Annotated in this window: 20 protein-coding genes; 12 read left to right on the top strand and 8 right to left on the bottom strand. The window is 71.1% G+C overall.

Going from position 1 to position 20,885, the window contains the following annotated elements:
* Nucleotides 1-848 precede the first annotated feature (848 nt).
* From OG371_RS26350 to OG371_RS26305, 10 genes are all read left to right on the top strand, one after another.
* Complete coding sequence (locus tag OG371_RS26350; RefSeq protein ID WP_329057847.1) at nucleotides 849-1,628, top strand: glycosyltransferase family 2 protein; 780 nt, start codon at nucleotides 849-851, stop codon at nucleotides 1,626-1,628.
* Nucleotides 1,625-3,667, top strand: coding sequence for a glycosyltransferase family 2 protein (locus OG371_RS26345; protein ID WP_329057846.1), 2,043 nt, complete (start codon nucleotides 1,625-1,627; stop codon nucleotides 3,665-3,667). The genes OG371_RS26350 and OG371_RS26345 overlap by 4 nt, the downstream gene beginning before the upstream one ends.
* Nucleotides 3,664-4,017 (top strand): hypothetical protein, encoded by a 354-nt coding sequence (locus OG371_RS26340; protein ID WP_329057844.1) that lies wholly within the window; start codon nucleotides 3,664-3,666, stop codon nucleotides 4,015-4,017. Before OG371_RS26345 ends, OG371_RS26340 begins: the two co-directional genes overlap by 4 nt.
* On the top strand, nucleotides 4,014-5,267 hold the full coding sequence (locus tag OG371_RS26335; RefSeq protein ID WP_329057842.1) for a hypothetical protein: 1,254 nt from the start codon (nucleotides 4,014-4,016) through the stop codon (nucleotides 5,265-5,267). The genes OG371_RS26340 and OG371_RS26335 overlap by 4 nt, the downstream gene beginning before the upstream one ends.
* Nucleotides 5,264-6,970 carry a hypothetical protein gene (locus OG371_RS26330; protein ID WP_329057840.1) on the top strand — a complete coding sequence of 569 codons (1,707 nt, stop codon included), beginning with the start codon at nucleotides 5,264-5,266 and terminating at the stop codon, nucleotides 6,968-6,970. Before OG371_RS26335 ends, OG371_RS26330 begins: the two co-directional genes overlap by 4 nt.
* Nucleotides 6,967-8,025, top strand: a complete 1,059-nt coding sequence (locus OG371_RS26325) for a polysaccharide pyruvyl transferase family protein (RefSeq protein WP_329057838.1) — start codon at nucleotides 6,967-6,969, stop codon at nucleotides 8,023-8,025. Before OG371_RS26330 ends, OG371_RS26325 begins: the two co-directional genes overlap by 4 nt.
* Nucleotides 8,022-8,570: an acyltransferase gene (locus tag OG371_RS26320; RefSeq protein WP_329057837.1), complete on the top strand. Its 549-nt coding sequence runs from the start codon at nucleotides 8,022-8,024 to the stop codon at nucleotides 8,568-8,570. The genes OG371_RS26325 and OG371_RS26320 overlap by 4 nt, the downstream gene beginning before the upstream one ends.
* Nucleotides 8,567-8,758, top strand: coding sequence for a hypothetical protein (locus OG371_RS26315; protein ID WP_329057836.1), 192 nt, complete (start codon nucleotides 8,567-8,569; stop codon nucleotides 8,756-8,758). The genes OG371_RS26320 and OG371_RS26315 overlap by 4 nt, the downstream gene beginning before the upstream one ends.
* 37 nt (nucleotides 8,759-8,795) lie before the next feature.
* Complete coding sequence (locus OG371_RS26310; RefSeq protein WP_329057835.1) at nucleotides 8,796-9,599, top strand: glycoside hydrolase family 16 protein; 804 nt, start codon at nucleotides 8,796-8,798, stop codon at nucleotides 9,597-9,599.
* 160 nt (nucleotides 9,600-9,759) lie between these two features.
* Entirely contained in the window at nucleotides 9,760-10,407 is a 648-nt protein-coding gene (locus tag OG371_RS26305) for a PadR family transcriptional regulator (protein ID WP_329057834.1), read from the top strand.
* On the opposite strand, the gene OG371_RS26300 is transcribed toward OG371_RS26305, so the two are convergent.
* A complete protein-coding gene (locus tag OG371_RS26300) occupies nucleotides 10,344-11,159 on the bottom strand; it encodes a class I SAM-dependent methyltransferase (protein ID WP_329057833.1) in 816 nt (271 codons plus the stop codon). The genes OG371_RS26305 and OG371_RS26300 overlap by 64 nt on opposite strands.
* Nucleotides 11,160-11,348: 189 nt before the next feature.
* Here OG371_RS26300 and OG371_RS26295 point away from each other — a divergent pair, with 189 nt between their 5' ends.
* Nucleotides 11,349-12,191, top strand: coding sequence for a VOC family protein (locus OG371_RS26295; RefSeq protein WP_329057832.1), 843 nt, complete (start codon nucleotides 11,349-11,351; stop codon nucleotides 12,189-12,191).
* A 61-nt stretch (nucleotides 12,192-12,252) separates the two neighbouring features.
* Here OG371_RS26295 and OG371_RS26290 read toward each other — a convergent pair whose 3' ends face one another.
* The 5 genes from OG371_RS26290 to rpsB all read right to left on the bottom strand — a co-directional run bounded on the left by OG371_RS26290 (nucleotide 12,253) and on the right by rpsB (nucleotide 16,491).
* Nucleotides 12,253-13,167 carry a phosphatidate cytidylyltransferase gene (locus tag OG371_RS26290; RefSeq protein WP_329057830.1) on the bottom strand — a complete coding sequence of 305 codons (915 nt, stop codon included), beginning with the start codon at nucleotides 13,165-13,167 and terminating at the stop codon, nucleotides 12,253-12,255.
* Nucleotides 13,167-13,724 (bottom strand): ribosome recycling factor, encoded by a 558-nt coding sequence (frr, locus tag OG371_RS26285; RefSeq protein WP_329057828.1) that lies wholly within the window; start codon nucleotides 13,722-13,724, stop codon nucleotides 13,167-13,169. Before frr ends, OG371_RS26290 begins: the two co-directional genes overlap by 1 nt.
* Before the next feature lie 51 nt (nucleotides 13,725-13,775).
* Nucleotides 13,776-14,519: a UMP kinase gene (pyrH, locus tag OG371_RS26280; RefSeq protein WP_328607449.1), complete on the bottom strand. Its 744-nt coding sequence runs from the start codon at nucleotides 14,517-14,519 to the stop codon at nucleotides 13,776-13,778.
* A 138-nt stretch (nucleotides 14,520-14,657) separates the two neighbouring features.
* Nucleotides 14,658-15,473 (bottom strand): translation elongation factor Ts, encoded by an 816-nt coding sequence (gene tsf / locus OG371_RS26275; protein ID WP_329057827.1) that lies wholly within the window; start codon nucleotides 15,471-15,473, stop codon nucleotides 14,658-14,660.
* 91 nt (nucleotides 15,474-15,564) lie between these two features.
* Nucleotides 15,565-16,491, bottom strand: a complete 927-nt coding sequence (rpsB, locus tag OG371_RS26270) for a 30S ribosomal protein S2 (protein ID WP_329057826.1) — start codon at nucleotides 16,489-16,491, stop codon at nucleotides 15,565-15,567.
* A 1,317-nt stretch (nucleotides 16,492-17,808) separates the two neighbouring features.
* On the opposite strand from rpsB, the gene OG371_RS26265 reads away from it, so the two are divergent.
* The gene (locus OG371_RS26265) at nucleotides 17,809-18,495 is read left to right on the top strand and encodes a murein hydrolase activator EnvC family protein (RefSeq protein WP_442876182.1); all 687 of its coding nucleotides are present in this window, start codon (nucleotides 17,809-17,811) and stop codon (nucleotides 18,493-18,495) included.
* A 382-nt stretch (nucleotides 18,496-18,877) separates the two neighbouring features.
* Here the strand turns inward: OG371_RS26265 and OG371_RS26260 are convergent, their stop codons facing one another.
* Entirely contained in the window at nucleotides 18,878-19,726 is an 849-nt protein-coding gene (locus tag OG371_RS26260; RefSeq protein ID WP_329057825.1) for a FliA/WhiG family RNA polymerase sigma factor, read from the bottom strand.
* Between the two features lie 109 nt (nucleotides 19,727-19,835).
* On the bottom strand, nucleotides 19,836-20,855 hold the full coding sequence (locus OG371_RS26255) for a tyrosine recombinase XerC (RefSeq protein ID WP_442876181.1): 1,020 nt from the start codon (nucleotides 20,853-20,855) through the stop codon (nucleotides 19,836-19,838).
* Nucleotides 20,856-20,885 lie beyond the last annotated feature (30 nt).

Below are 20,885 nucleotides of genomic sequence, written 5' to 3'. Positions count from 1 at the left end.
TAAGGCTCCGCGCGCGAGGGGAGTACAAAGAACCCTGCACCCTCGCCGCCCGGGGCCCGGCCGCGGCCCCGGCTCACCCCCGGCCCGGCCCCGTGGAACCGGCCGAACTAGCGACTGACCAGTAGGTTAGGTCATTTCGTTGTGGTCAACAACAAAGTATGGATGATCCACTCCGCCCGTGGCAAGCCCCTCGCCAGAAGGTTTAGACCATCGTCGGGTAATGGCGGTTTGAGTCATTGACAACCTCCGGGTGACCTGTGATTCTCGGCCTCACGCAGAGTTGACAAAAGATCACCCGACAACCGTTCGGACTGTTTATGTGTCACACAGACCCCCGCCCCCCGGTCACGCGTAGCCCAGAGGGATCCATGGGAGCCGGCAGAGGAGCTCGAAGACCGCGCCTCGCCTGATCAGGTCACCGCCGGCCGTTCTCCGGCTCCGGAAGGCTTTCCACCCGGCTTCCGGACTCCGCGCGCTTGTCCCGCCTGAAGCGGGAACACCGCTGCGCGCCACAGCTGCCGCAATCACTGCCGGACCGGAAATGGCGATGAGCCGATTCGCTGTGCCCACACACACAGATGTGCTCGTCGGTCATTAGCCGCGCCCGCTCCTTGCCGCATGACTGTGCTCACCCAACCGACCGCCAGTGTAGCCGATCGGACCGACGACCGGTCCGGCCACGCGATCGCCTGGCACCCGGTCATTCCGTGCACACCAGGCGATTCGTCGTGTCTGCATGAGGTTTCGGACTCCGCGACCACCGCCGCCACCCGTTTCGACCGTTTCCGATGCCAGCGCCGCCGCCCCAGAACCCGGCGATGCGGCTCCGACACCTGTGAAAGGTGGCTATGCGCTCCCCCGACCCCCGTATTTCCCTGGTCATACCCGTGCTCAACGAGGCGAGGAACCTCGAGGTGGTGCTGCCGAGCCTGCCCGCGGTCCACCAGGTGATCCTGGTCGACGGCCGCTCGGTGGACGACTCGGTCGAAGTCGCGAAACGATGCCTGCCCGACATCGAGGTGGTCACGCAAACCCGTGGTGGCAAAGGAAACGCGCTCGCCTGCGGGTTCGCGCGGGTGACCGGCGACGTCGTGGTGATGTTCGACGCCGACGGTTCCGCGGCGCCCGAGGAGATCCCGTTCTTCGCCAAGACCCTGGTGGCCGGCGCGGACTTCGCCAAGGGCAGCCGGTTCACCTCCGGCGGCGGCAGCGATGACATCACCCTGCTCCGCAAAGCCGGCAACGCGCTGTTGAACGGCTTCACGAACCTGTTGCTGCGCACCAGGTTCACCGACCTCTGCTACGGCTACAACGCGTTCTGGTCTGACATCATCCCGACCTTCGGGTTACCGCCGACCGAGCTGGGCCGCGAATCGGGCCGGCAGTGGGGCGACGGGTTCGAGGTCGAGACGCTGATCAACTGCCGCATCGCGCTGGCCGGGCTGAAGATCCGCGAGGTGCCCAGCTTCGAGCGTGACCGGATGTTCGGCACGAGCAACCTGGACACCTTCCGCGACGGGATCCGGGTGCTGCGCGTGATCCTGCGCGAGTACAGCCGTTCCTGGCGGGCCGGGCGACGGCAGCGTGAGCGCGCGCTGCCCGGTCCGGACACCGTGGTGGAGTCATGACCGAAGTCTCCGTGGTGATTTGCTGCTATACCGAGGATCGCTGGGACGACCTGGTCGCCTCGGTCACTTCGGTGGCCGAGCAGACGGTGGTGCCGGACGAGCTGATCGTGGTGGCCGACCACAATCCCGCACTGCTGCAACGGGCGACCGAAGCGTTCACGAGCGACTCGGTCCGGGTGATCGGCAACGACCGCACGGCCGGCCTTTCGGGTGCCCGTAACACGGGATACCTTGCAGCCAAAGGGGAAATCGTCGCGTTCCTGGACGACGACGCGGCGGCCGACCCGGGCTGGCTCGAGGAAATGCTGGCCCCGTACCAGGATCCCGACGTCGGCGCGGTCGGCGGACGGGCCATCCCAGCCTGGCCGGACGGCTCCGCGCCGCCGTGGCTGCCCCCGGAGCTGTACTGGATCGTCGGCTGCGCCTACACCGGGCAGCCGGTCGAGACGGCCGAGGTGCGCAACATCATGGGCTGCGCGATGTCGTTCCGCCGCGAGCACCTGGAGCGCCTCGGCGGGTTCGCCGAGAGCGTGGGACGGACGGCGGAGCTGCCGCTGGGCTGCGAGGAGACCGAGCTCTGCATCCGGCTGCGGCAACGGGTTCCGGGCGTCAAGGTGATCCTGCAGCCGGACGCGACAGTCCGGCACCGCGTGTCCGCGGACCGCACGCGACGGCGTTACGTCCGGCAGCGCAGCTGGGCCGAGGGACTGTCCAAAGCGGCCGTCTCACGGCTCGTCGGCGCGCAGGACGCGTTGTCGACGGAGCGCTCGTACCTGCGTTCGGTGCTGCCGAAGGCGGTGCTGCGCGAGCTGCGCGCGGGCAATCCCGCGGGCGCGGGCGGGGTTTTCGTGTCGACCGCGGCGGCCGGCGCCGGCTACCTGCGCGGCCTGGCCCGCAAGCCGGCCCCGGAGACCGACTCGATCCCGGCGTACACAGTGGACATCGAGGACGGCGAAGCCACCTGGGACGGCGAGGCGGACGTGCTCGTCCGGTCCGGCGGCATCGTGCTCGGCGCCGCCCGCCGCAGCGACGAGGTCGGCGTGCTCGCCGCCAAGCTGGCCGAGCAGGCGCGGGACCGGCCACCACGGCCTTCCACACAGCCGCGGGTGAGCGTGGTGATCGCCACCGCGGGCAAGCCCTCGGACGTACGCCGGTGCGTGGCGAGTGTGCTGGCGGCCGGTTACCCCGACCTCGAGGTGCTGGTCGTGGACAACATTCCCGACGGGCCAAGGGAAGAGCTGCTCGCGCTCGCCGCGTCCGACGAACGCGTGCGCTGCCTGCACGAGCCGGTGCCCAGCGCGAGCCGGGCCCGCAACCTCGGCGCCCGCGAGGCGACCGGCGAGGTGCTGGCCTTCACCGACGACGACACGGTGGTCGACGCGGGCTGGCCGGCCGAGCTGGTCGCCGAACTCGCCCAGCCCGGCACCTCCTGTGTGACCGGCCTGGTCGCGCCGCTCTGCCTGGACACGCCGGCGCAGGTGTGGTTCGAGGCGTTCGGCGGTTTCGGCAAGGGCTACCAGCGGCAAGCGTTCACCGAGGATCCGCGGAACCTGCTGTCGCCCGGCCGGTTCGGCTCGGGCAACAACATGGCGTGGTCCCGCGAAGCGTTCCTGGAACTGGGCGGGTTCGACGAACGGCTCGGCCCCGGCCGGCGCACGCACTCCGGTGAGGACCTCGACCTGTACCTGCGGCTGGTCCGCGAAGGCGGGCGGATCGTCTACACCCCGCACGCCGTGGTGCGGCACGAGCACCGGGCGACCGAAGCCCAGCTGCTGCGCCAATTGCGCGGTTACGGCACCGGCCTGGCCGCGCTGTACCTGCTGCACGCGCGACGACGTGGCGGCCTCCGCGAGCTGATGGCGGCGGTGCCGCGCGGGCTCCCGGTGCTGCTCGGCCGCCGTCCCGCAAACAGCACAGCCAGCCCAGACAGCACCGGCTCCGGCGAACCGTCCCCCGGCTTCCCCCGACGCCTGGTGGCCGCCCAGGTCCGCGGCACGCTGTCCGGCCCGCTGGCGCTGCTGCGGGAGCGGACCAGGTGACGGCCAAGGTCAGCACCGCCGTCACCGCCGCGCTGCTGGCCGTGACCGCGGTGACCGCGGCGTTCGCCGTGCTGGACCTGCAAGGCCCGGCACGCGTGATCGTCACACTGCTGTTCCTGTTCCTCGTCCCGGGCTGGTCCGTGATCGCCTTCTTCAGGCCAAGCACGTCCTCGCTCACCTGGGCGCTGGTCATCGCCGTCAGCGTCGCGATCGACCTGCTCGGCGCGCAGCTGATGCTCCTGACCACGTGGCGCCCGGCGCTCGCTTCGGTGTTCGCGCTCGTGGTGTGCGCGGTGCTGCTCGGATTCCACCTGGTCACGGCCCGGCGCACGGTCGGAGGTCACGCATGACGACAGCCGCGCCCGCGCGCTCGGGCAGCGAACGGCACGCGCTCGGAGCAGGCATGGCGCTGTCGCTGAGCGCGGTGATCACCGGCGTGGCCGGGCTGGTCTGCTGGGTGGTGGCCGCGGGCACGCTGCCGCAGGAGGCCGTCGGCCGCGCGGCCAGCTTCGTCTCCGGATTCGTGCTGATCGCCGGGATCGCGCAGCTCAACGTCGGACTCGGGCTGCTGCGCTGGCTGCCCGGCGCGGGCGGGCGGACCGGCTGGCTGGTCGGGCGCGGCTACCTGCTGGTCGGCGCGGCCGCGGCAGTCGGCGGAGTGGTTTTCGTGCTGCTGCCGGTCGGACGGGCCGCCGCACCCGGGATGCTGGCGCTGCTGTTAGTGGTGGCCAGCGTGTGCTGGGCGCTGTTCCAGCTGCAGGACTACGTGCTCGCCGGGCTCGGCCGGGTCTGGTGGGTGCCGCTGTTCAACGGCGCCTTCGGGCTGGTCCGGGTCGCGGTGCTGCCGGTGCTCGGCGCGGCGCTGGGCGCGGTCGGGGTGCTGGCCTCCTGGGCCGCGCCGACCGTCGTCTGCGCGGCGATCGCGGGCGTGCTGATCACGCTGCTGGCCCGCCGGAAACGCGCCGAGCCGGTCCCGGCGGACCTGCCGGACCGCCGCACCGTGGTGTCGTTCCTCGGCCCGACCTACCTGGCCACGATCGGCACGACGGTGCTCTACAACGTCGTGCCGCTGATCGTGACCGCCCGCTTCGGACCCGCGAGCGGCGCGGTGTTCTTCGTGGTGTGGAACGGGCTCACCGCGACCGACTACGCGATCAACGGGTTCGTGAACTCGATGGTCCTGCGCGGCTCCGGCGACCCGGAGGCGCGCCCCGCGATCCTGCGCGCCGTCGGCAAGCGGCTGGGGCTGCTCGTGGGATCGGGCGCGGTCGCCGGCATCGCGCTGGCGCCGCTGCTGCTCGGGCTGTTCGGCCCGGGTTACGCCGAAGAAGGGAGTATCGCGTTGCGCATCCTGCTCGCCGGGCTGGTGGCCCGGACGGTCGTCGCGCTCGGCGTGGCGGTCCGGCTGATGGACGGCGACGGGATGGGCGCGGCGCGGATCCAGCTGTCCGGCACCGCGCTGGTCGTGGGCGGGGTGCTGCTGGTGCCTGCCGGGCTGCACCTGCCGGGCCCGGCGCTCGGGTTCGTGCTGGCCCAGGTCCTGGTCGGCGCGCTGGTCGTGCCCTCGCTGGTCCGGCGGCTGCGCGGGGTGAGCCGATGAGCCTGGTGCTGACGAGGCCCACCGAGACGCCAGCGCCCGCGGCGAGCCGGCGCGGCTGGCTCACCCCGGCGTTGTGCGTTGTCGCCGTGGTGCTGCAGGTGCTGTTCCTCAAGCCGGTCGACCCCAGCGCGCTCGGCTCGTTCGGGCTGATCAGGGCGCTGCCGCCCGGCGTGCTGGTGGCGCTGGTGGTGCTGACCGCGGCGTTCCTCCTGGAAGTGCGCTCGGACCGGCCGCGCACCTGGCTGCTGGCCACCGCCGCGCTGCTGGCCGTGCTGGGCATGTACGGCCTGCCCCCGCTGACCGAGCCCGTCGCGCGGCTCCCGGTCGCCTGGCTGCACGCCGGCTGGACCGACTACATCGGTACGCACGGCACGGTGCTGCACAACTTCGACGCGCGCTTTTCCTGGCCCGCCTTCTTCGGCGCGGCCGCGTGGCTGACCAAGCTCGCCGGGATCAGCAGCACCACCGCGTTGCTCGCCTGGGCACCGCCCGTGCTGACCGGGCTGGCCGCCGTCGGGGTGCACGCCGTGGCCACGGCGGTGCTGGGCCGCGGCCGCGCGCCGTGGCTGGCCGCCTGGGCGTTCCTCTGCGTCAACTGGGTCGAGCAGGACTACTTTTCCCCGCAGGGCCTGGCTTTCCTGCTGTACCTGGGCGCGCTGGCGGTGGTGTTCCGCTGGCTGTGCGGCGACGCCGACCCGAAGCGCCGCGTCCTCGCGTCCGCCGGGCTCGTGCTGCTGATCCTCGCCCTCGCGCCCTCGCACCAGGTGACGCCGTTCGCGCTCGCCGCGATCCTCGCGGTGCTGACCGTGACGCGACGGCTGAAGGTGCCGTGGCTGCTGGCCGTCGCGATCCTCGCCCCGCTGACCTGGCTGGTGGTCGGCGCGAGCGACTACTGGGTGGGCCACCTCCAGGTGCTGACCGGCGGGATCGGCGACCTGTCCGGCTCCGTGCAGCAGAACGTGCAGGAGCGGGTCGGCGGCGATCCGGGACGGCTGACGGTGCTCGGCTTCCGGTTCGGCCTGACCGCGCTGATCGGCCTGCTGGCCGCCGCCGGCTGGTGGGGCCTGCGGACGCCGCAGGGCCGCCGCCCGATCGTGCTCGCCGTGGTCGCGGTGGTGCCCGCCGGGCTCGTCGCTTTGCAGTCGTACGGCGGGGAAATGCTGCTGCGGTCGTACTTGTACTCGCTTCCGCTGCTGTGCACGCTCGCCGGCGCCGGCCTCGACCGGTGGCTGCGCTCGACCCGCGGACGCCGTCTCGTCCCGATCGCGCTGGTCGTCGTCCTCGGCGCGGCGGCCGTGCTCCTGGTCGGCGCGCGCGGCGGCAACGACGGTTACGTCGCCTTCCGCAAGTCCGACCAGACGGTCGTCGCCGAGGCCTACCGGCTCGCGCGGCCCGGCCAGCGGATCTCCTCACTCACCGCGTACGCCCCGCTGAACTGGGCGCAAGTCGGTGCGGTCAAACAAGGTTCGCTCGAACGCACCTGTGTGCCGGGTGCCGACGAGGGCTCCTGCGTCGGCCGGGTCGGCCCCGATTTCGTGATCGTCAACCAGGCCCAGGACAACTACGGCGTGACCCTGCTGGGCCTGCCCGCCGGGTGGACCGAAACCGTGCGCGCCCAGCTCGTTTCGTCCGGCGAGTACCGCGAGCAGCTGCGGGACGGCGGCTCGGTCCTGCTCGTCCACCGACCCGGAGGCTCCCGATGAACGATTCGCGCTTGCTCTACGTCGGCTGGACCGGCCACGGAAACCTCGGTGACGACGCGATCGCCGACGCGTTGCTGCCGCAGCTGCCCGCCGTCGAGCCGTGGCACGTCCCGCACGACCCGAAGGAGTTCGCGCGCCGGGTCCTCGGCGGCGGCCTGCGCGGCTCGGGCGGCCGGGCCGTGCTCGTCGGCGGCGGCACGGTGGTCGGACGGCGCAACTGGCGGCTGCTGCTGGAAGCCACCGGGCTGCTGCTGGCCCGGCGTCGCCCGTGGCACCTGATCGGCATCGGCGTCGAGGATCCCGCATTCGGAGGCAAGAACTCGTTCTCCGCCAAGGGAGAGCTGGCCCGCTGGCCCGGGCTCTGCCGCCGGTTCGACCGGGTCACCGTGCGCGGCCCGCGCTCGGCCGCCCTGCTCGATTCCGTTGGCGTGCATGCGGAAGTGGTGGGTGACCCGGCGCTGCTGCACGAGCCGGCCACGACGGCCACACCGCGGGACAAGCTGCTCGCCGTCAACCTCGGCTTCGGCGACGACCTGTGGGGCCACGACCATGACCGAGTGGTCCGCGCCGTCGCCGACCTCGTGCGCGGGGTCGCGGCCGACGGCTGGAGCGTGCGGTTCCTGGTAATCAACCCGAAGGACCAGCGGTTCGCGGAGGAGGCGCTGCACCTCGCGGCCGTCGCCGGCGAACGGACCGAGATCCGGCCCGCGTACACCGTCCCCGACTATTTCGCCGCGATCGGCGACTGCACCGTGCTCGTGGCCGAACGGCTGCACGCGCTGGTGCTGGCCGCGGCCGCGGCGGTGCCGATGGCCGGGCTGGAGTACCAGCCGAAGTGCGCCGACTTCCTCGCGTCAATCGGGACGGCGGACCGGTCCGTCCGCACCGACGAGGTCACGGCGCAGATCCTGCGCGAGCACGTCGACGAGCTGGCCGCGCGGCGTCCGGCCGAGTCAGCGCGGCTGCTGGGCGAGGTGGACCTGCTGCGCGGACGGCTGAGCACTGAGCTGGCGCGGATCCGCTCGGGCACCGAAGTCGCGGGGAGCCTCCGATGAGCGATCTGGCCAAGCGGGTCGTGCGGGAGCTGCGGATCGAGTTCGCGCTGCTGACCCGGCGGACGCTGCTGAACGTGGTGGCCGGCAGCAACCTCGTGCCCCGACCGCTGCGGTGGCTGATCTACCGCGCCTGCGGCATGGCCGTGCACACGCCGAATGTCTTCCCCGGCCTCGAAATCGCCGGGCAGCCGCGGAACCTGACGGTCGGCACCAGGACGTTCGTGAACACCGGCTGCTTCTTCGAGCTGGTCGGCGAGGTGTCGATCGGCCGCGACTGCCAGCTCGGCATGCAGACGATGGTGGTCACCTCGCACCACGAGTCCACCCCCGCCGGCATCTCGCGCCGCCCGGTCGGCCTGGCCGTGCGGATCGGCGACCGGGTCTGGACCGGGGCCAGGGTGACGATCCTGCCGGGCGTGACGATCGCCGACGACGTCGTGCTCGCGGCCGGCGCGGTGGTGACCGCGGACTGCGCGGAGCCAGGCGTCTACGCCGGCGTGCCCGCCCGGCTGGTCCGCTCGAGCGTTAAAGCGGGGGTCCGATGATCCACGGGCTGGACTGGGTCGCCGCGGCGGCGTTCGGGCTGCTGCTCGTGCTGGTGCTCACGCGCACGGCGGTCGCGGAACTGCGCACCGTCGAGCGGGGAGTGTTGCGGCGCTTCGACTTCGGGGCGGGCGCGGCGGTGGTCGCGCTGGTCGCCGTGCTCGCGGCGAGAGTGCTGGCCCAGCTGTAGGGAAGACCGGTTTCGCGACGAGAACGGACGGGTGCTCATGACGAAGAGCAAAACACGCACGACAACCGTGCTGGCGGCCTCGGTCTGCCTGCTGCTCGGGGTCCAGATCGGCGTCGTCTCGGCGCAGGGCCTGGAAACGGAGGTGGACGGCACGGCGCACGGACGGCAGCTGCTCGCTTCGGAGGAGTTCAACGGCAACGCGCTGGACACGACGAAGTGGTCGGCGTACGACTCGAAGTCGTCGAACGGGATCTCCCAGTGGAAGCCCGGCGAGATCAGCGTCGGCGACGGCGAGCTGCGGATCAACGGGCACGGTAAGGACCCCACAGGCAAGGCCAACACCTCGGGCGCGCTGTGCTGGTGCCGCGGCGACGGCGACCGGACGTACGGGCTGTGGATGGTCCGGGCGAAGTTCGACCCCGGCACGGGTTACGGCGTGGCGATGCTGCTGTGGCCGCAGTCGAACCGCTGGCCGCAGGACGGCGAGCTGGACCTCGTCGAGAGCGCCCGGCCGAAGAAGAACACCGCGCTCTCCTCAGTCCACTGGGGCAATCCGCCCGGCGGCCAGCGCGACAGCGGCAAGCTCACCGGCGACTACACCCAATGGCACGTGTACGCGGTCGACTGGCAGCCCACCTACGTCAAGTACTCGATCGACGGCCAGACCGTGTACGACACGCGCTTCAGCGCCAAGAAGCCCGGCGTCCCGCAGACGCCGATGCACCTGGTCATGCAGCAGGAGCCCGGCCCGTTCGGCGCGCCCGGCTGGATCCCGGCGCCGGACGCGTCCACGCCCGACCGGGTCACCGTGCACGTGGACTGGGTGCGCATGTACGCCTGAATCCTTTGTGGACGGTCCCGCGCGACGCCCGTCACCCGGCTCCCGGGTGGCGGGCGTTTTCGCGTGCGGGGTGAGCAGGGTCACGTCGGGAGGGTTGCCGAACGACAGTTAACGATATATCGTGAACGTGTCGCAACCGTTCGAGAAAGGAACACTCATCATGAGACGACAACATCCCTACGCAGGTAGGCAGCACGACGAACACGGTGACCGCGGCCGTCCGGCCTTCGGTCCCTGGGGCCGCGGCGACTTCGGTGACTTCGCCATGGGCGGGCGCGGCGGACGCCGTGGCCACGGCGGTCCGGGCGGACGACGGGGCCACGGCCCGCGTCGAGGCCGGCGCGGCGACGTCCGCGCGGCGATCCTCACTCTGCTCGCGGAACAGCCGCGGCACGGGTACGAGATCATCCGCGAGATCGGCGAGCGCAGCGGCGGCTTCTGGAAGCCCAGCCCCGGCTCGATCTACCCGACGCTGCAGATGCTGGCCGACGAGGACCTGGTCGTGAGCAAGGACGAGAACGGCAAGAAGCTGTTCGAGCTCACCGAATCCGGCCGCGCCGCCGCCGAGCAGCAGACCGGCACTCCCCCGTGGGAGCACTTCGCCGAAGACGTCGACCCGGTCGAGGTCGACCTGCGCAAGGCGGGCGCCACGCTGGCGGCCGCGGTCGTGCAGGTGATGCGGGCGGGCAGCGCGAGCCAGCAGGCCCGCGTGGTGGACGTGCTCAACGAGGCACGCCGCTCGATCTACACGATCCTCGGTGAGGTCGAAGACGACGACACCGACGACGGCTCCGGACCCGCGGAGTGACCCGGCACGACGAGGCCGGTGGGCTTGACCCGTGCGTGCACGCGATAGCCCACCGGCAGCGTCATCTCGCCGCCGCCGGTGTTCAGCCGGCGGACCTCGGCGATGGCCCGTTCCGCCGTTTTCGCGCTGAACTCGATCTTCAGCACTGATTCCATCGCGGCCGCGTCGGCGAACCGCCAGCGCGCCGCCACCCGGCGGCGGCCGAAGCCCTGGGCCTCGAAGAACCGCTCCACCGCGGCCGGGTCGTAGTGCGGCAGGTCCGCGCGCATCCACCCGCCGTACGGCTCGCTGGCCACGTCGAGGTCCACGATCAGGATCGACCCGCCCGGCCGCAGCACCCGTTCCGCCTCTCGCAGCCCCGGCTCACAGCCCGGGCCGAAGAAGTACGCGGTGCGCGCGTGCACCACATCGACGCTCGCGTCCTCCGCCGGCAGCCGCTGCGCGCGGCCCTGGCGGACCTCGGTGCCCGGCAGTTCCGCCACCCGCTTCGCCGCGTCGCGCGCGAGCGGGGCGTGCGGTTCCACGCCGAGCACCGAGCGGGCGTCGCGGGCGAAATAGGGCAGGTGGAACCCATCCCCGCAGCCGAGGTCGAGCACGTCGCGACCGGCCCAGTCGCACTCCTCGCGCAGCACCCGCCAGATCTCGCCTTCGACGTCCTGCGCGCGGTTCTCGACCTCGTAAGCCTGCTGGTAATACCAGATGTTGGGGCTCGGCAGTACCTCCGCCGAGCGGGAACCGGGGAACCATCGCACGAAGTTATTCAACGCCACCCGGGCGGCATCAGTTCCGTGATGTTCACGATTCACTGCTCACAGCGAAAAAATCACGAACAGCGCATAGACTTCTTCCTCGTCCACGAGGAGGCGGCGCGAGCACACAATCGCGCCAGCCGCTCGCGTCGCCGACCGGGTGCGGGTGTCCCGCAGAGCACAGGAGGCAGTATGTCGCTCGACTCGGCCCGTCCGTCGCCGGTACCGGCCGGACTTCCTTGCTGGGTCGAGGTCTCCTGCCTCGACGAGGCGGTGACCAAGCAGTTCTACACCGGCCTGTTCGGCTGGCAGTACGGGGTGCGCCGCGACCCCGCCGCGCCGACCGGGCGCTACTGGATCGCCTCGATGGGCGGAACGCTGGCCAGTGGCCTGTACCAACGCGGAAGCCGCAGCGCGCCCGGATGGACGCTGCACATTTCGGTGCCGCACACGGCCAGTGCGGCCGAATGGGTGGAGCATCTCGGCGGCACGGTGACGCTCGGGCCGATGGCGATCCCCGGTCGCGGCAACATCCTGCACGCCATCGACGCGTGCGGCGCGCCCGTGGTGTTCTGGGAAGCGCCCGAAGACTGGGAATTCGCCACCGACCAGCCCAACACGTTCAGCGGCGCGGACCTCAACACCCACGACGGCGTGGCCGCGGATCACTTCTACACCAAGCTTTTCACTTACTCGTGCCACCAGATCGGCGACGGCGAGAGCGTCGACTATGCCGAGTACCTGATCGACCACACACCCGTGCTGTACCGGTACGTGATGGGGGCAGAGTACACGCGCGACACTCCCCCGCACTGGATGGTCTACTTCGAGGTCGACCCGACGCGGGGCGTGGACGCGGCGGCGGGCCAGGCGCTGATGCTCGGCGGCACCGTGGTCGTCCAGCCGTACGACACCCCGTTCGGCCGCGTGGCGATCCTCGCCGACCCGGACGGCGCGGTGTTCGCCGTGATCGACCACTCGCGCACCCTCGACGACGTCGGCCGCGCCGAGGTCGACGACCCGTACGACGACTGACCCCGCCGCAGCGAACCTGTTGCGGCACAAGCGATCGCGAGGGTCGCGTCGAGCCTGTCGGTCAGGACGGCACGAACGCCGAGAGCAGCAGCCAGGAGACGACGGCCGAGGGCAGCAGCGAGTCCAGCCGGTCCATGATGCCGCCGTGGCCGGGCAGCAGCGTGCCCATGTCCTTGATCTTGAGGTCGCGCTTGATCAGCGATTCGACCAGGTCGCCGAGCGTGGCGGTGAGCACGATGGCCACGCCGAAGATCACGCCCTGCCAGGCCTGGCCGTGCAGCATCAGGCTGATCGTCAGCACGCCCGCGACGATGCCGGCGACCATCGACCCGGCGAAGCCCTCCCAGGACTTCTTCGGGCTGATCGTCGGCGCCATCGGGTGCTTGCCGCCCAGCACGCCGGCGATGTAGCCGCCGGTGTCGGAGGCGACCACGGCGATCAGGAACGTCAGCACGCGGCCGACGCCGTCGGGCGGCGGCACCAGCATCGCGGCGAACGCGCCGAACAACGGCAGGTACGCGCTCGCGAACACCGAAGCCGCGATGTCCCGCAGGTAGCCGTCGGCGCCGCCGGGCAGCCGCCAGATCAGGCAGGCCAGCACCGTCAGCACAAACGCGGTGAGCGCGCCTTCGCGGCCGAACGGCCACGCCAGCCAGATCATCGCCTGGCCGCCCACGATCACCGGGATCATCGCGACCCGGATGTTCGCCACGCGGCGCAGCACCCCGGCGAACTCGAACGTGCCGACGCCGATCGCGATCGCGATGATCCCGATGAACAGGAACCGGACGGTGAGCAGGGAAACGATGATCGCCGCGCCGAGCACCAGGCCGACGCCGATGGCCGCGGGCAGGTTCCGGCCGGCCTTGGAGGCCTTCTGCTCCGGCTGCGTCCGCTCGGCCGGAGCAGGCGGTTCGACCGGCTCCGGCGGGGTGGGCTCCACCCGTTCTTCTCGTTCCTCGCTCACCTGGCTCATCAGACCTCGAGCAGCTCGGCTTCCTTGTGTTTCACCAGCTCGTCGACCTGGTGGGCATAGGTGTCGGTGAGGTTCTGCAGCTCCTTCTCGGCGCGCGCGACCTCGTCCTCACCCGCTTCGCCGTCCTTGGCGATCCGGTCCAGCTCTTCCTTGGCCTTGCGCCGGACTCCGCGGATCGACACGCGGGCGTCCTCGCCCTTGCCCTTGGCGACCTTCACCATCTCCTTGCGCCGCTCCTCGGTGAGCTGCGGGATGACGATGCGGATCACGTTGCCGTCGTTGCTCGGGTTCACCCCGAGGTCCGACTCGCGGATGGCCTTCTCGATGGCGCCCAGCTGGGTCTGGTCGTACGGCTTGATGAGCACCATGCGCGCCTCGGGCACGTTGACGCCGGCCAGCTGGTTCAGCGGGGTCATCGCGCCGTAGTACTCGACCACGATCCCGGAGAACATCGACGGGTTCGCCCGGCCGGTCCGCACCGACGCCAGGTCGTCCTTCGCGACGGACACCGCTTTTTCCATCTTCTCCTCGGCGTCGAGGAGGGTCTCGTCGATCACGGCTACTCCCGGTGTTGTGATTGTTGGAGCCTGTGGGCGATCCCAGCAGGTCTACGCCGACGCCCCGTCAGCGGGGGTGCTGACCAGCGTCCCGATCCTCTCACCACTCACCGCGCGGGCGATGTTCCCCTCGGTGAGCAGATTGAACACGATGATGGGCATGTTGTTGTCCATGCAGAGGCTGAACGCCGTCGCGTCGGCGACCTTGAGGTCGCGCTCCAGCACCTCGCGGTGGGTGATCTCGCGGAACATCTTCGCGTCCGGGTCGCTCTTCGGGTCGGCGGTGTAGACGCCGTCGACGGCCTTGGCCATCAGCACGACCTCGCAGCCCAGCTCCAGCGCCCGCTGCGCGGCGGCCGTGTCGGTGGAGAAGTACGGCATGCCGACGCCGGCGCCGAAGATGACCACGCGGCCCTTCTCCAGGTGCCGCTCGGCGCGGCGCGGGATGTACGGCTCGGCGACCTGGCCCATCGTGATGGCGGTCTGCACCCGCGTGGGCAGCCCTTCCTTCTCCAGGAAGTCCTGCAGCGCCAGGCAGTTCATCACGGTGCCCAGCATGGCCATGTAGTCGGCGCGGTCACGGTCCATCCCCCGCTGGGACAGCTCCGCGCCGCGGAAATAGTTGCCGCCGCCGATCACCACCGCGATCTGGACGCCGGTGCGCGCGACCGCCGCGATCTGCTGGGCGACCGAGTGCACGACATCGGGGTCGACCCCGATCGAGCCGCCGCCGAACATCTCGCCGCCCAGTTTCAGCAGCACCCGCCGGTAGCCACCCTCGACGCGGTCACCCATGTATGTCGCCTCCTGTGTTCGATGGCCGCCTTCCCGGGAGGGAGTGCGCGGGCGGCGTGCCCTCGTGGACCCGACTGTGCCCCGTCCCCGAACCGCGGAGACGGGGCACAGTGGCAGAACCTAGTCCCAGTGCCTGGCTCAGGCCTGGCCGACCTCGAACCGGGCGAACCGGGTCACGGTCACGCCGGCCGCGTCGAGCAGGGCCTTGACGGTCTTCTTGTTGTCCTTGACCGAAGGCTGCTCGAGCAGGACGTTGTCCTTGTAGTAGGCGTTGACCTTGCCCTCGACGATCTTGGTCAGGGCCTGCTCGGGCTTGCCCTCTTCGCGGGCGGTCTGCTCGGCGATGCGGCGCTCGTTCTCGATCGTCTCGGCCGGCACCTCCTCGCGGGTCAGGTACTTCGCGCGCAGCGCGGCGACCTGCATGGCGGCACCGCGGGCGGCGTCGGCGTCGTCACCGGTGAACTCGACCAGCACGCCGACGGCGGGCGGCAGGTCCGAGCCACGGCGGTGCAGGTACGAGGTGGTCTGGCCCTCGAAGGCGACCACGCGGCGGAGTTCGAGCTTCTCGCCGATGCGGGCCGAAAGCTCCTGCACGACCTCGATGACGGTCTTGCCGTCCAGCTCGGCGGCCTTGAGCGCCTCGACGTCGCTGGTCTTCAGGCCCTTCGCGACCTCGACGATCTTCGCGGCCAGCTCCTGGAAGTCGGCGTTCTTCGCGACGAAGTCGGTCTCGGAGTCCAGCTCGATCAGCACGCCACCGTCGCCGGCGACCAGGCCCTCGGCCGTCGCGCGCTCGGCGCGCTTGCCGACGTCCTTGGCGCCCTTGATGCGCAGGAACTCGACGGCCTTCTCGAAGTCGCCGTCGTTCTCCTCGAGAGCCTTCTTGCAGTCCATCATTCCGGCGCCGGTCATCTCGCGCAGGCGCTTCACGTCAGCGGCGGTGTAGTTCGCCATCGTGTTGAATCCGTCCGTTTCAGGTACGTGTGAGGTGATCAGCGCCCGTGCGGCCGGCCGAGAGGACCGGCCGCACGGGCACCTTGCTGCATCAGGAAGAGGCGGTCGCCTGCTCGGCGGCGGGGGCCTCGGCGGCCGGCTGCTCGGTGGCAGCGGCCTCGGCGGCGGGGGCCTCGGTCGCCGTGGCCGCCTCGGTCGCCGCAGCGGCCTCGGTGGCGTCGGCGGACGCGGTCTCCGAGCCGGCGAGCAGCTCCTTCTCCCACTCGGCCAGCGGCTCGTCGGTGGCGACGCCCGGCTCCGGCTTCGTGTCGGCGGACGCACCGTTACGGCTGGAGCGGGCCATCAGACCGGCGGCGGCGGCCTCGGCCACGACCTTGGTCAGCAGCGCGGCGGAGCGGATCGCGTCGTCGTTGCCCGGGATCGGGTAGTCGACCTCGTCCGGGTCGCAGTTGGTGTCCAGGATCGCGACGACCGGGATGTTCAGCTTGCGAGCCTCGCCGACGGCGATGTGCTCCTTCTTCGTGTCGACGATCCACACGATCGAGGGCACCTTGGCCATGTCGCGGATACCGCCGAGGGTCTTCTCGAGCTTGTCCTTCTCGCGGGTCAGCGTCAGGATCTCGCGCTTGGTCAGCCCGACGAAGCCGCCGGTCTGCTCCTGCGACTCGAGCTCCTTGAGGCGGAGAAGACGCTTGTGCACGGTCTGGAAGTTGGTCAGCATGCCGCCGAGCCAGCGCTGGTTCACGTAGGGCATGCCCACGCGCGCGGCCTCGCTGGCGATGGCTTCCTGAGCCTGCTTCTTCGTGCCGACGAACATGATCGTGCCGCCGTGCGCGACGGTTTCCTTGATGAACTCGAACGCACGGTCGATGTACGTCAGCGTCTGCTGCAGGTCGATGATGTAGATGCCATTGCGCTCGGTGAAGATGTAGCGCTTCATCTTCGGGTTCCACCGACGGGTCTGGTGCCCGAAGTGCACGCCGCTGTCAAGCAGCTGCTTCATGGTGACGACGGCCATTGCCGGAATCACACCTTTTCTGTCTCACGCACGCCCGCGGTGTTCTAGGCCGCCGACGCGCTGATCGGTTTGCCGCTCGCGGCCGGGTGGCCGCTCGCCCTGGTGCCGTGCCGGAGCCCGGACCCCGCGGGTTCACTCAGGAACCCCCGGGGACCGCCGGGCACCGTGCGACCCTCCGTCCGGGCCTCCGCACAAGACGGAACCGGCCGGGGATGCGCGCACGTGCACGCGAAGTCAGCCCATTCGAATGGACTGCGGGAAAGATTCTACCCCCTGCCACCAGGCCCGCCCCCACCGGCAGCGCCCGGCCCCGCCCGAGTTGTCCACAACTGCCCCCGCCTGTGCACAACTCCCCTCGGCGGCCCTCTGCCGACACTGCCTTCCCCGACGATGGAACCCGTGACGAGGACCCCCTGTTCCCCACCGGCCGACCCGGCTGTCCCGTGTCTCCGCGCTGGTGAGTGCCCCCATGACGGCCACCCCTGCGACACCCGCTGCGGCGGTTGCAGCCCCTGCACCGGCTCGGGCTGCACCGGCAGCGGCAACTGCATCGGCGACACCGACAGCGGCCACACTGACGGCACGGATAGTGGCTGCGCCGACGGCGCCGACAGTGGCTGCACTGGCGGCGGCCGCACCGCCAGCGCCAGCGGCGGCAGCTGCACCGGCAGTGGCCGCGCCGACATCCATCGCCCCGGCGATGGCCATCGTGGCCGCGGCCGCCACCGAGCTTCGCGTCCTGCTCGATGGCGGGTGAGCCGGCGCGCACGCAGTTACTTGAGCTGGCTCAGCCAGCACCCGCGCAGCCACCACCCGGGCAGTCACCACCCGCCCAGCGACCGCCCAGCCAGTCACCAGTTGGGCAGTCGCCAGCCGCTCGGTCACGGCCCGTCGCACCGGCTCGCAGACCGACCACGCCCGATCCCGAGGCAGCCTGCAACGCGCCCTCGTCCCCAGTCCCGGCACCGGTCACCACGCGACTTGGTGAGCCGGCCGGCAATCTGGCTCCTGCGACGCTCACTCGCCTGGTTCCGGTGCTGCCTGCAAGCTGGTCTCGCACACTGGCCATTTCGTCAGCCGCAAGCCGAGCTCCTGCTCCTGTCACCGAAATGGGCACCACCCTGGCTGATGGCCAGACCACAGGATTGGCGAGAGGACAGCCTCCCCCACCAGTTCCTGCCATGGCCGCCGAGCCGACCACTCATCCGCCGAACACAGCTGGCGTTGCTGATCGCGACGGCAGTGGTACTCCCACTGCCCGGTCTGGTCGCGACACCAGCCCGAGCCGCCGGCGCACAAGAGGTCAGCGCCCACCTTCTGGGCACACAGCTCGAGCCGACCAATCCGAACGAGAGCGAAGCGACCGGCCCGACTCCGAGGGAGGCAGTCGGCCCCAACGAGGGCGAGACGGCCGGAACACGCGAGGACGAGACAGCCGCCGCGCGCGCTGGCGTCGCACGCGCTGGCGTCGCACGTACCGGCCTCGCACCTGCTGGCGTCGCACCTGCTGGCGTCGCGCAAACCGGCGTCGCGCGCCATGACGTCGCAGAGCTGCCTGAGCCGGTACCTGTCGCGCAGGCGGGTCGGCTGGCCTGGCCGTTGGCGCCGCGGCCGGAGGTCACGCGGTACTTCGAGGCGCCCGAGTCACCGTACGGACCGGGGCATCGAGGGGTCGATCTGGCAGCAGCGCCTGGGCAGGAGGTCCTCGCCGCGGACGTCGGCGTCGTCGTGTTCGCGGGCCAGATCGCAGGCCACGGGGTGGTGTCCCTCGACCACGACGGTGGCCTCCGCACCACCTACCAGCCCATCACCCCGACGGTCACCACCGGCGAACAGGTCTACCGCGGACAACCGCTGGGCACCGCCACACCAGGCCATCCCGGCTGCTCCGTCGCCGCTTGCCTGCACTGGGGCGCCCGCCGCGGCACCGAGTACGTCGACCCTCTCGCCCTGACCGGCGCACCCGGCCGAGTACGCCTCAAACCGTGGGGAGGTGAGCCCTGACCCCAGAGTCCGCAGCCATCCGCCGCCTCGGCAGCCGTCCGCCAGACCCAACCCAGCGCCACACCGCGACTGTCCGCGGCCTCACCCCACCGCCGCACCGGCGGGGGTCCACCGGCCCAAGTCCAGCGCCGCACCGGCAAGCGTCCGCAGGCCCAGCAGCGAGTGGCTTACCGGCGACAAGCCCGCTCAACCCAACTCAGCCCAACACCGCACCGCACCGCACCGCAGGCCACTCGACCCAGCCCAGCGCCACAGCGCGGGATCCAGGTCAGCATCGCGACTGTCCGCGGCGCTCAGCCGAGCGCCACAGCGGCAAGCGTCCGCGGGACTCGGCTCGGCAAGCGCGCAGGCGCGGATGCCGGACAGCCGGCAAGCGGCGGGGCTAGGTGGCCGGCTGCTCGACGAGTTTGGCCCGCAGCCGCATCACTGCGCGGGTGTGGAGCTGGCTGACGCGGGATTCCGTCACGCCCAGGACTTTGCCGATCTCGGCGAGGGTGAGGCTTTCGAAGTAGTAGAGGCTGACCACGATCTTGTCCCGCTCGGTCAGCTGGGCGATGGCCTCCGCGAGCTGCCTGCGGTTGTCCTGGTCGACTAGGACGGCGACCGGGTCGACGGCGCCGTCGTCGGGGAGGGTGTCGACCAGGGAGCCGCTGTCCTTGCCAGCCGAGACCAGGTCTTCGAGGGCCACGACGCTGGTGAGCTGCAGCTGACCGTAGAAGTCGCGCAGGTCGTCGAGGCTGACGCCGAGTTCGGTGGCCAGTTCGGCGTCCGTGGGGGCTCGGTGCAGGCGCGCGCCGAGGCGCTCCAGGGCGCGCTCGGTCTCCTTGGCCTTGCTGCGCACGGCGCGCGGCACCCAGTCCTGGGCGCGCAGGTCGTCGAGGATGGCGCCGCGGATGCGCTGCATCGCGTACGTCTCGAAGCGCAGGCCGCGGGCCGGCTCGAACTTCTCGATGGCGTCGACCAGGCCGAAAATGCCCGACTGCACGAGATCGCCCACGTCGACGTGCGTCGGCAGGCCAGTGCCGACCCGGCCCGCGACGTACTTGACCAGCGGCGCGTAGTGCAGCACCAGCCGGTCGCGCGAAGTCTGGTCCGGCTGGTCGGCGAACTGCTGCCACAGCGCCTGGATCCCCGCGTCGACGTCATAACCAGGACGCCCGTCGGCGGTGACGGCGTCCTCGGCGCCGGGGGTGCTCACCCCGGCTTCCGTGGCAGGAGGCGTGGAACTCATTGCACGGTCGTTCTCGGCATGCGGGTCAGTATGGTCTCCGTGCTCGTGCGGATGCGCGTGCGCCGCCGGTTCGGCCCCGGCTTTTCCGGCCGAGTCGCCACCGGCCTCGTCAGGCCCGTGGGTGGGCTCGGTCATGGATCGCCTTCAGCCGATCGACTGTCACGTGAGTGTAGAGCTGGGTCGTGGCAAGCGTAGCGTGACCGAGCAGTTCCTGAACGCTCCTGAGATCGGCACCTCCCTCCAGCAGATGTGTTGCGGCCGAATGCCGCAGTCCGTGCGGCCCCATGTCCAACGCGCCGGGCACCGCGGCGACCGCCTCGTGCACCACCCGCCGCGCAGCCCGGGGATCAAGCCGGTTGCCGCGAACGCCCAGGAAGAGCGCGTGCGCAGCCCGTTCCGAGACCAATTCCGGACGGCCCGCCTCGAGCCACGCGGTGAGCGCCCCGGCCGCCGGGACGCCGAACGGGACCATCCGTTCCTTGTCTCCCTTGCCGATCACGGAGACGACGCGCCGGGAGAAATCGACCGCGCCGACGTCCAGCCCGCACAGCTCCGACACCCGGATGCCGGTCGCGTAGAGCAGTTCGACGATCGCACGGTCACGCAGGGCGACCGGATCGCGCTGGGCGGCGCCGGCCTCCGACGCCCGCATCAGTTCGTCCGCCTGGTCCTCCCGCAGCACCCCCGGCAGCGTCCGGTGCGCCCGCGGCGCGGCGAGCCGCCCGCCCGGATCCGCCTTCAGCACGCCTTGGCGGTGGGCCCAAGCCGTGAATGTGCGCGCCGACGCGGCCCTGCGCGCCAGCGTCGTCCGGCCCGATCCGCCGGTGCGCTGCCCGGCGAGCCACGCCCGCAGCAGACCGATGTCGAGATCGGCGAACCCGCGCGCCGGGCCGTCGTCCTCCCCCTCGGTCAGGAACGCCAGCAGGGACACCACATCGCCGACGTACGCGCGCACCGTGTGCGGAGACAGGCCACGCTCGAGCGTGAGGTGCCGCTCGTAGTCGGCGACGACTGCCCGCACGGCTTGCGGCAACCCGTCCCGGAGCGCGTGCAGATCCACCCGCGGCGGGCCTTTCCGGTGCCCGGGCGGGCGCGCGGCTGCGTCGCGGCGGACGCTCCCTGACGGCATGGCGATCACGCTGCGCGAACTCCCGCCATT

It is taken from the genome of Amycolatopsis sp. NBC_01480, assembly GCF_036227205.1.
In the GTDB taxonomy this organism is placed as follows: domain Bacteria; phylum Actinomycetota; class Actinomycetes; order Mycobacteriales; family Pseudonocardiaceae; genus Amycolatopsis.
This window is presented reverse-complemented; position numbering and strand designations above follow the sequence as displayed.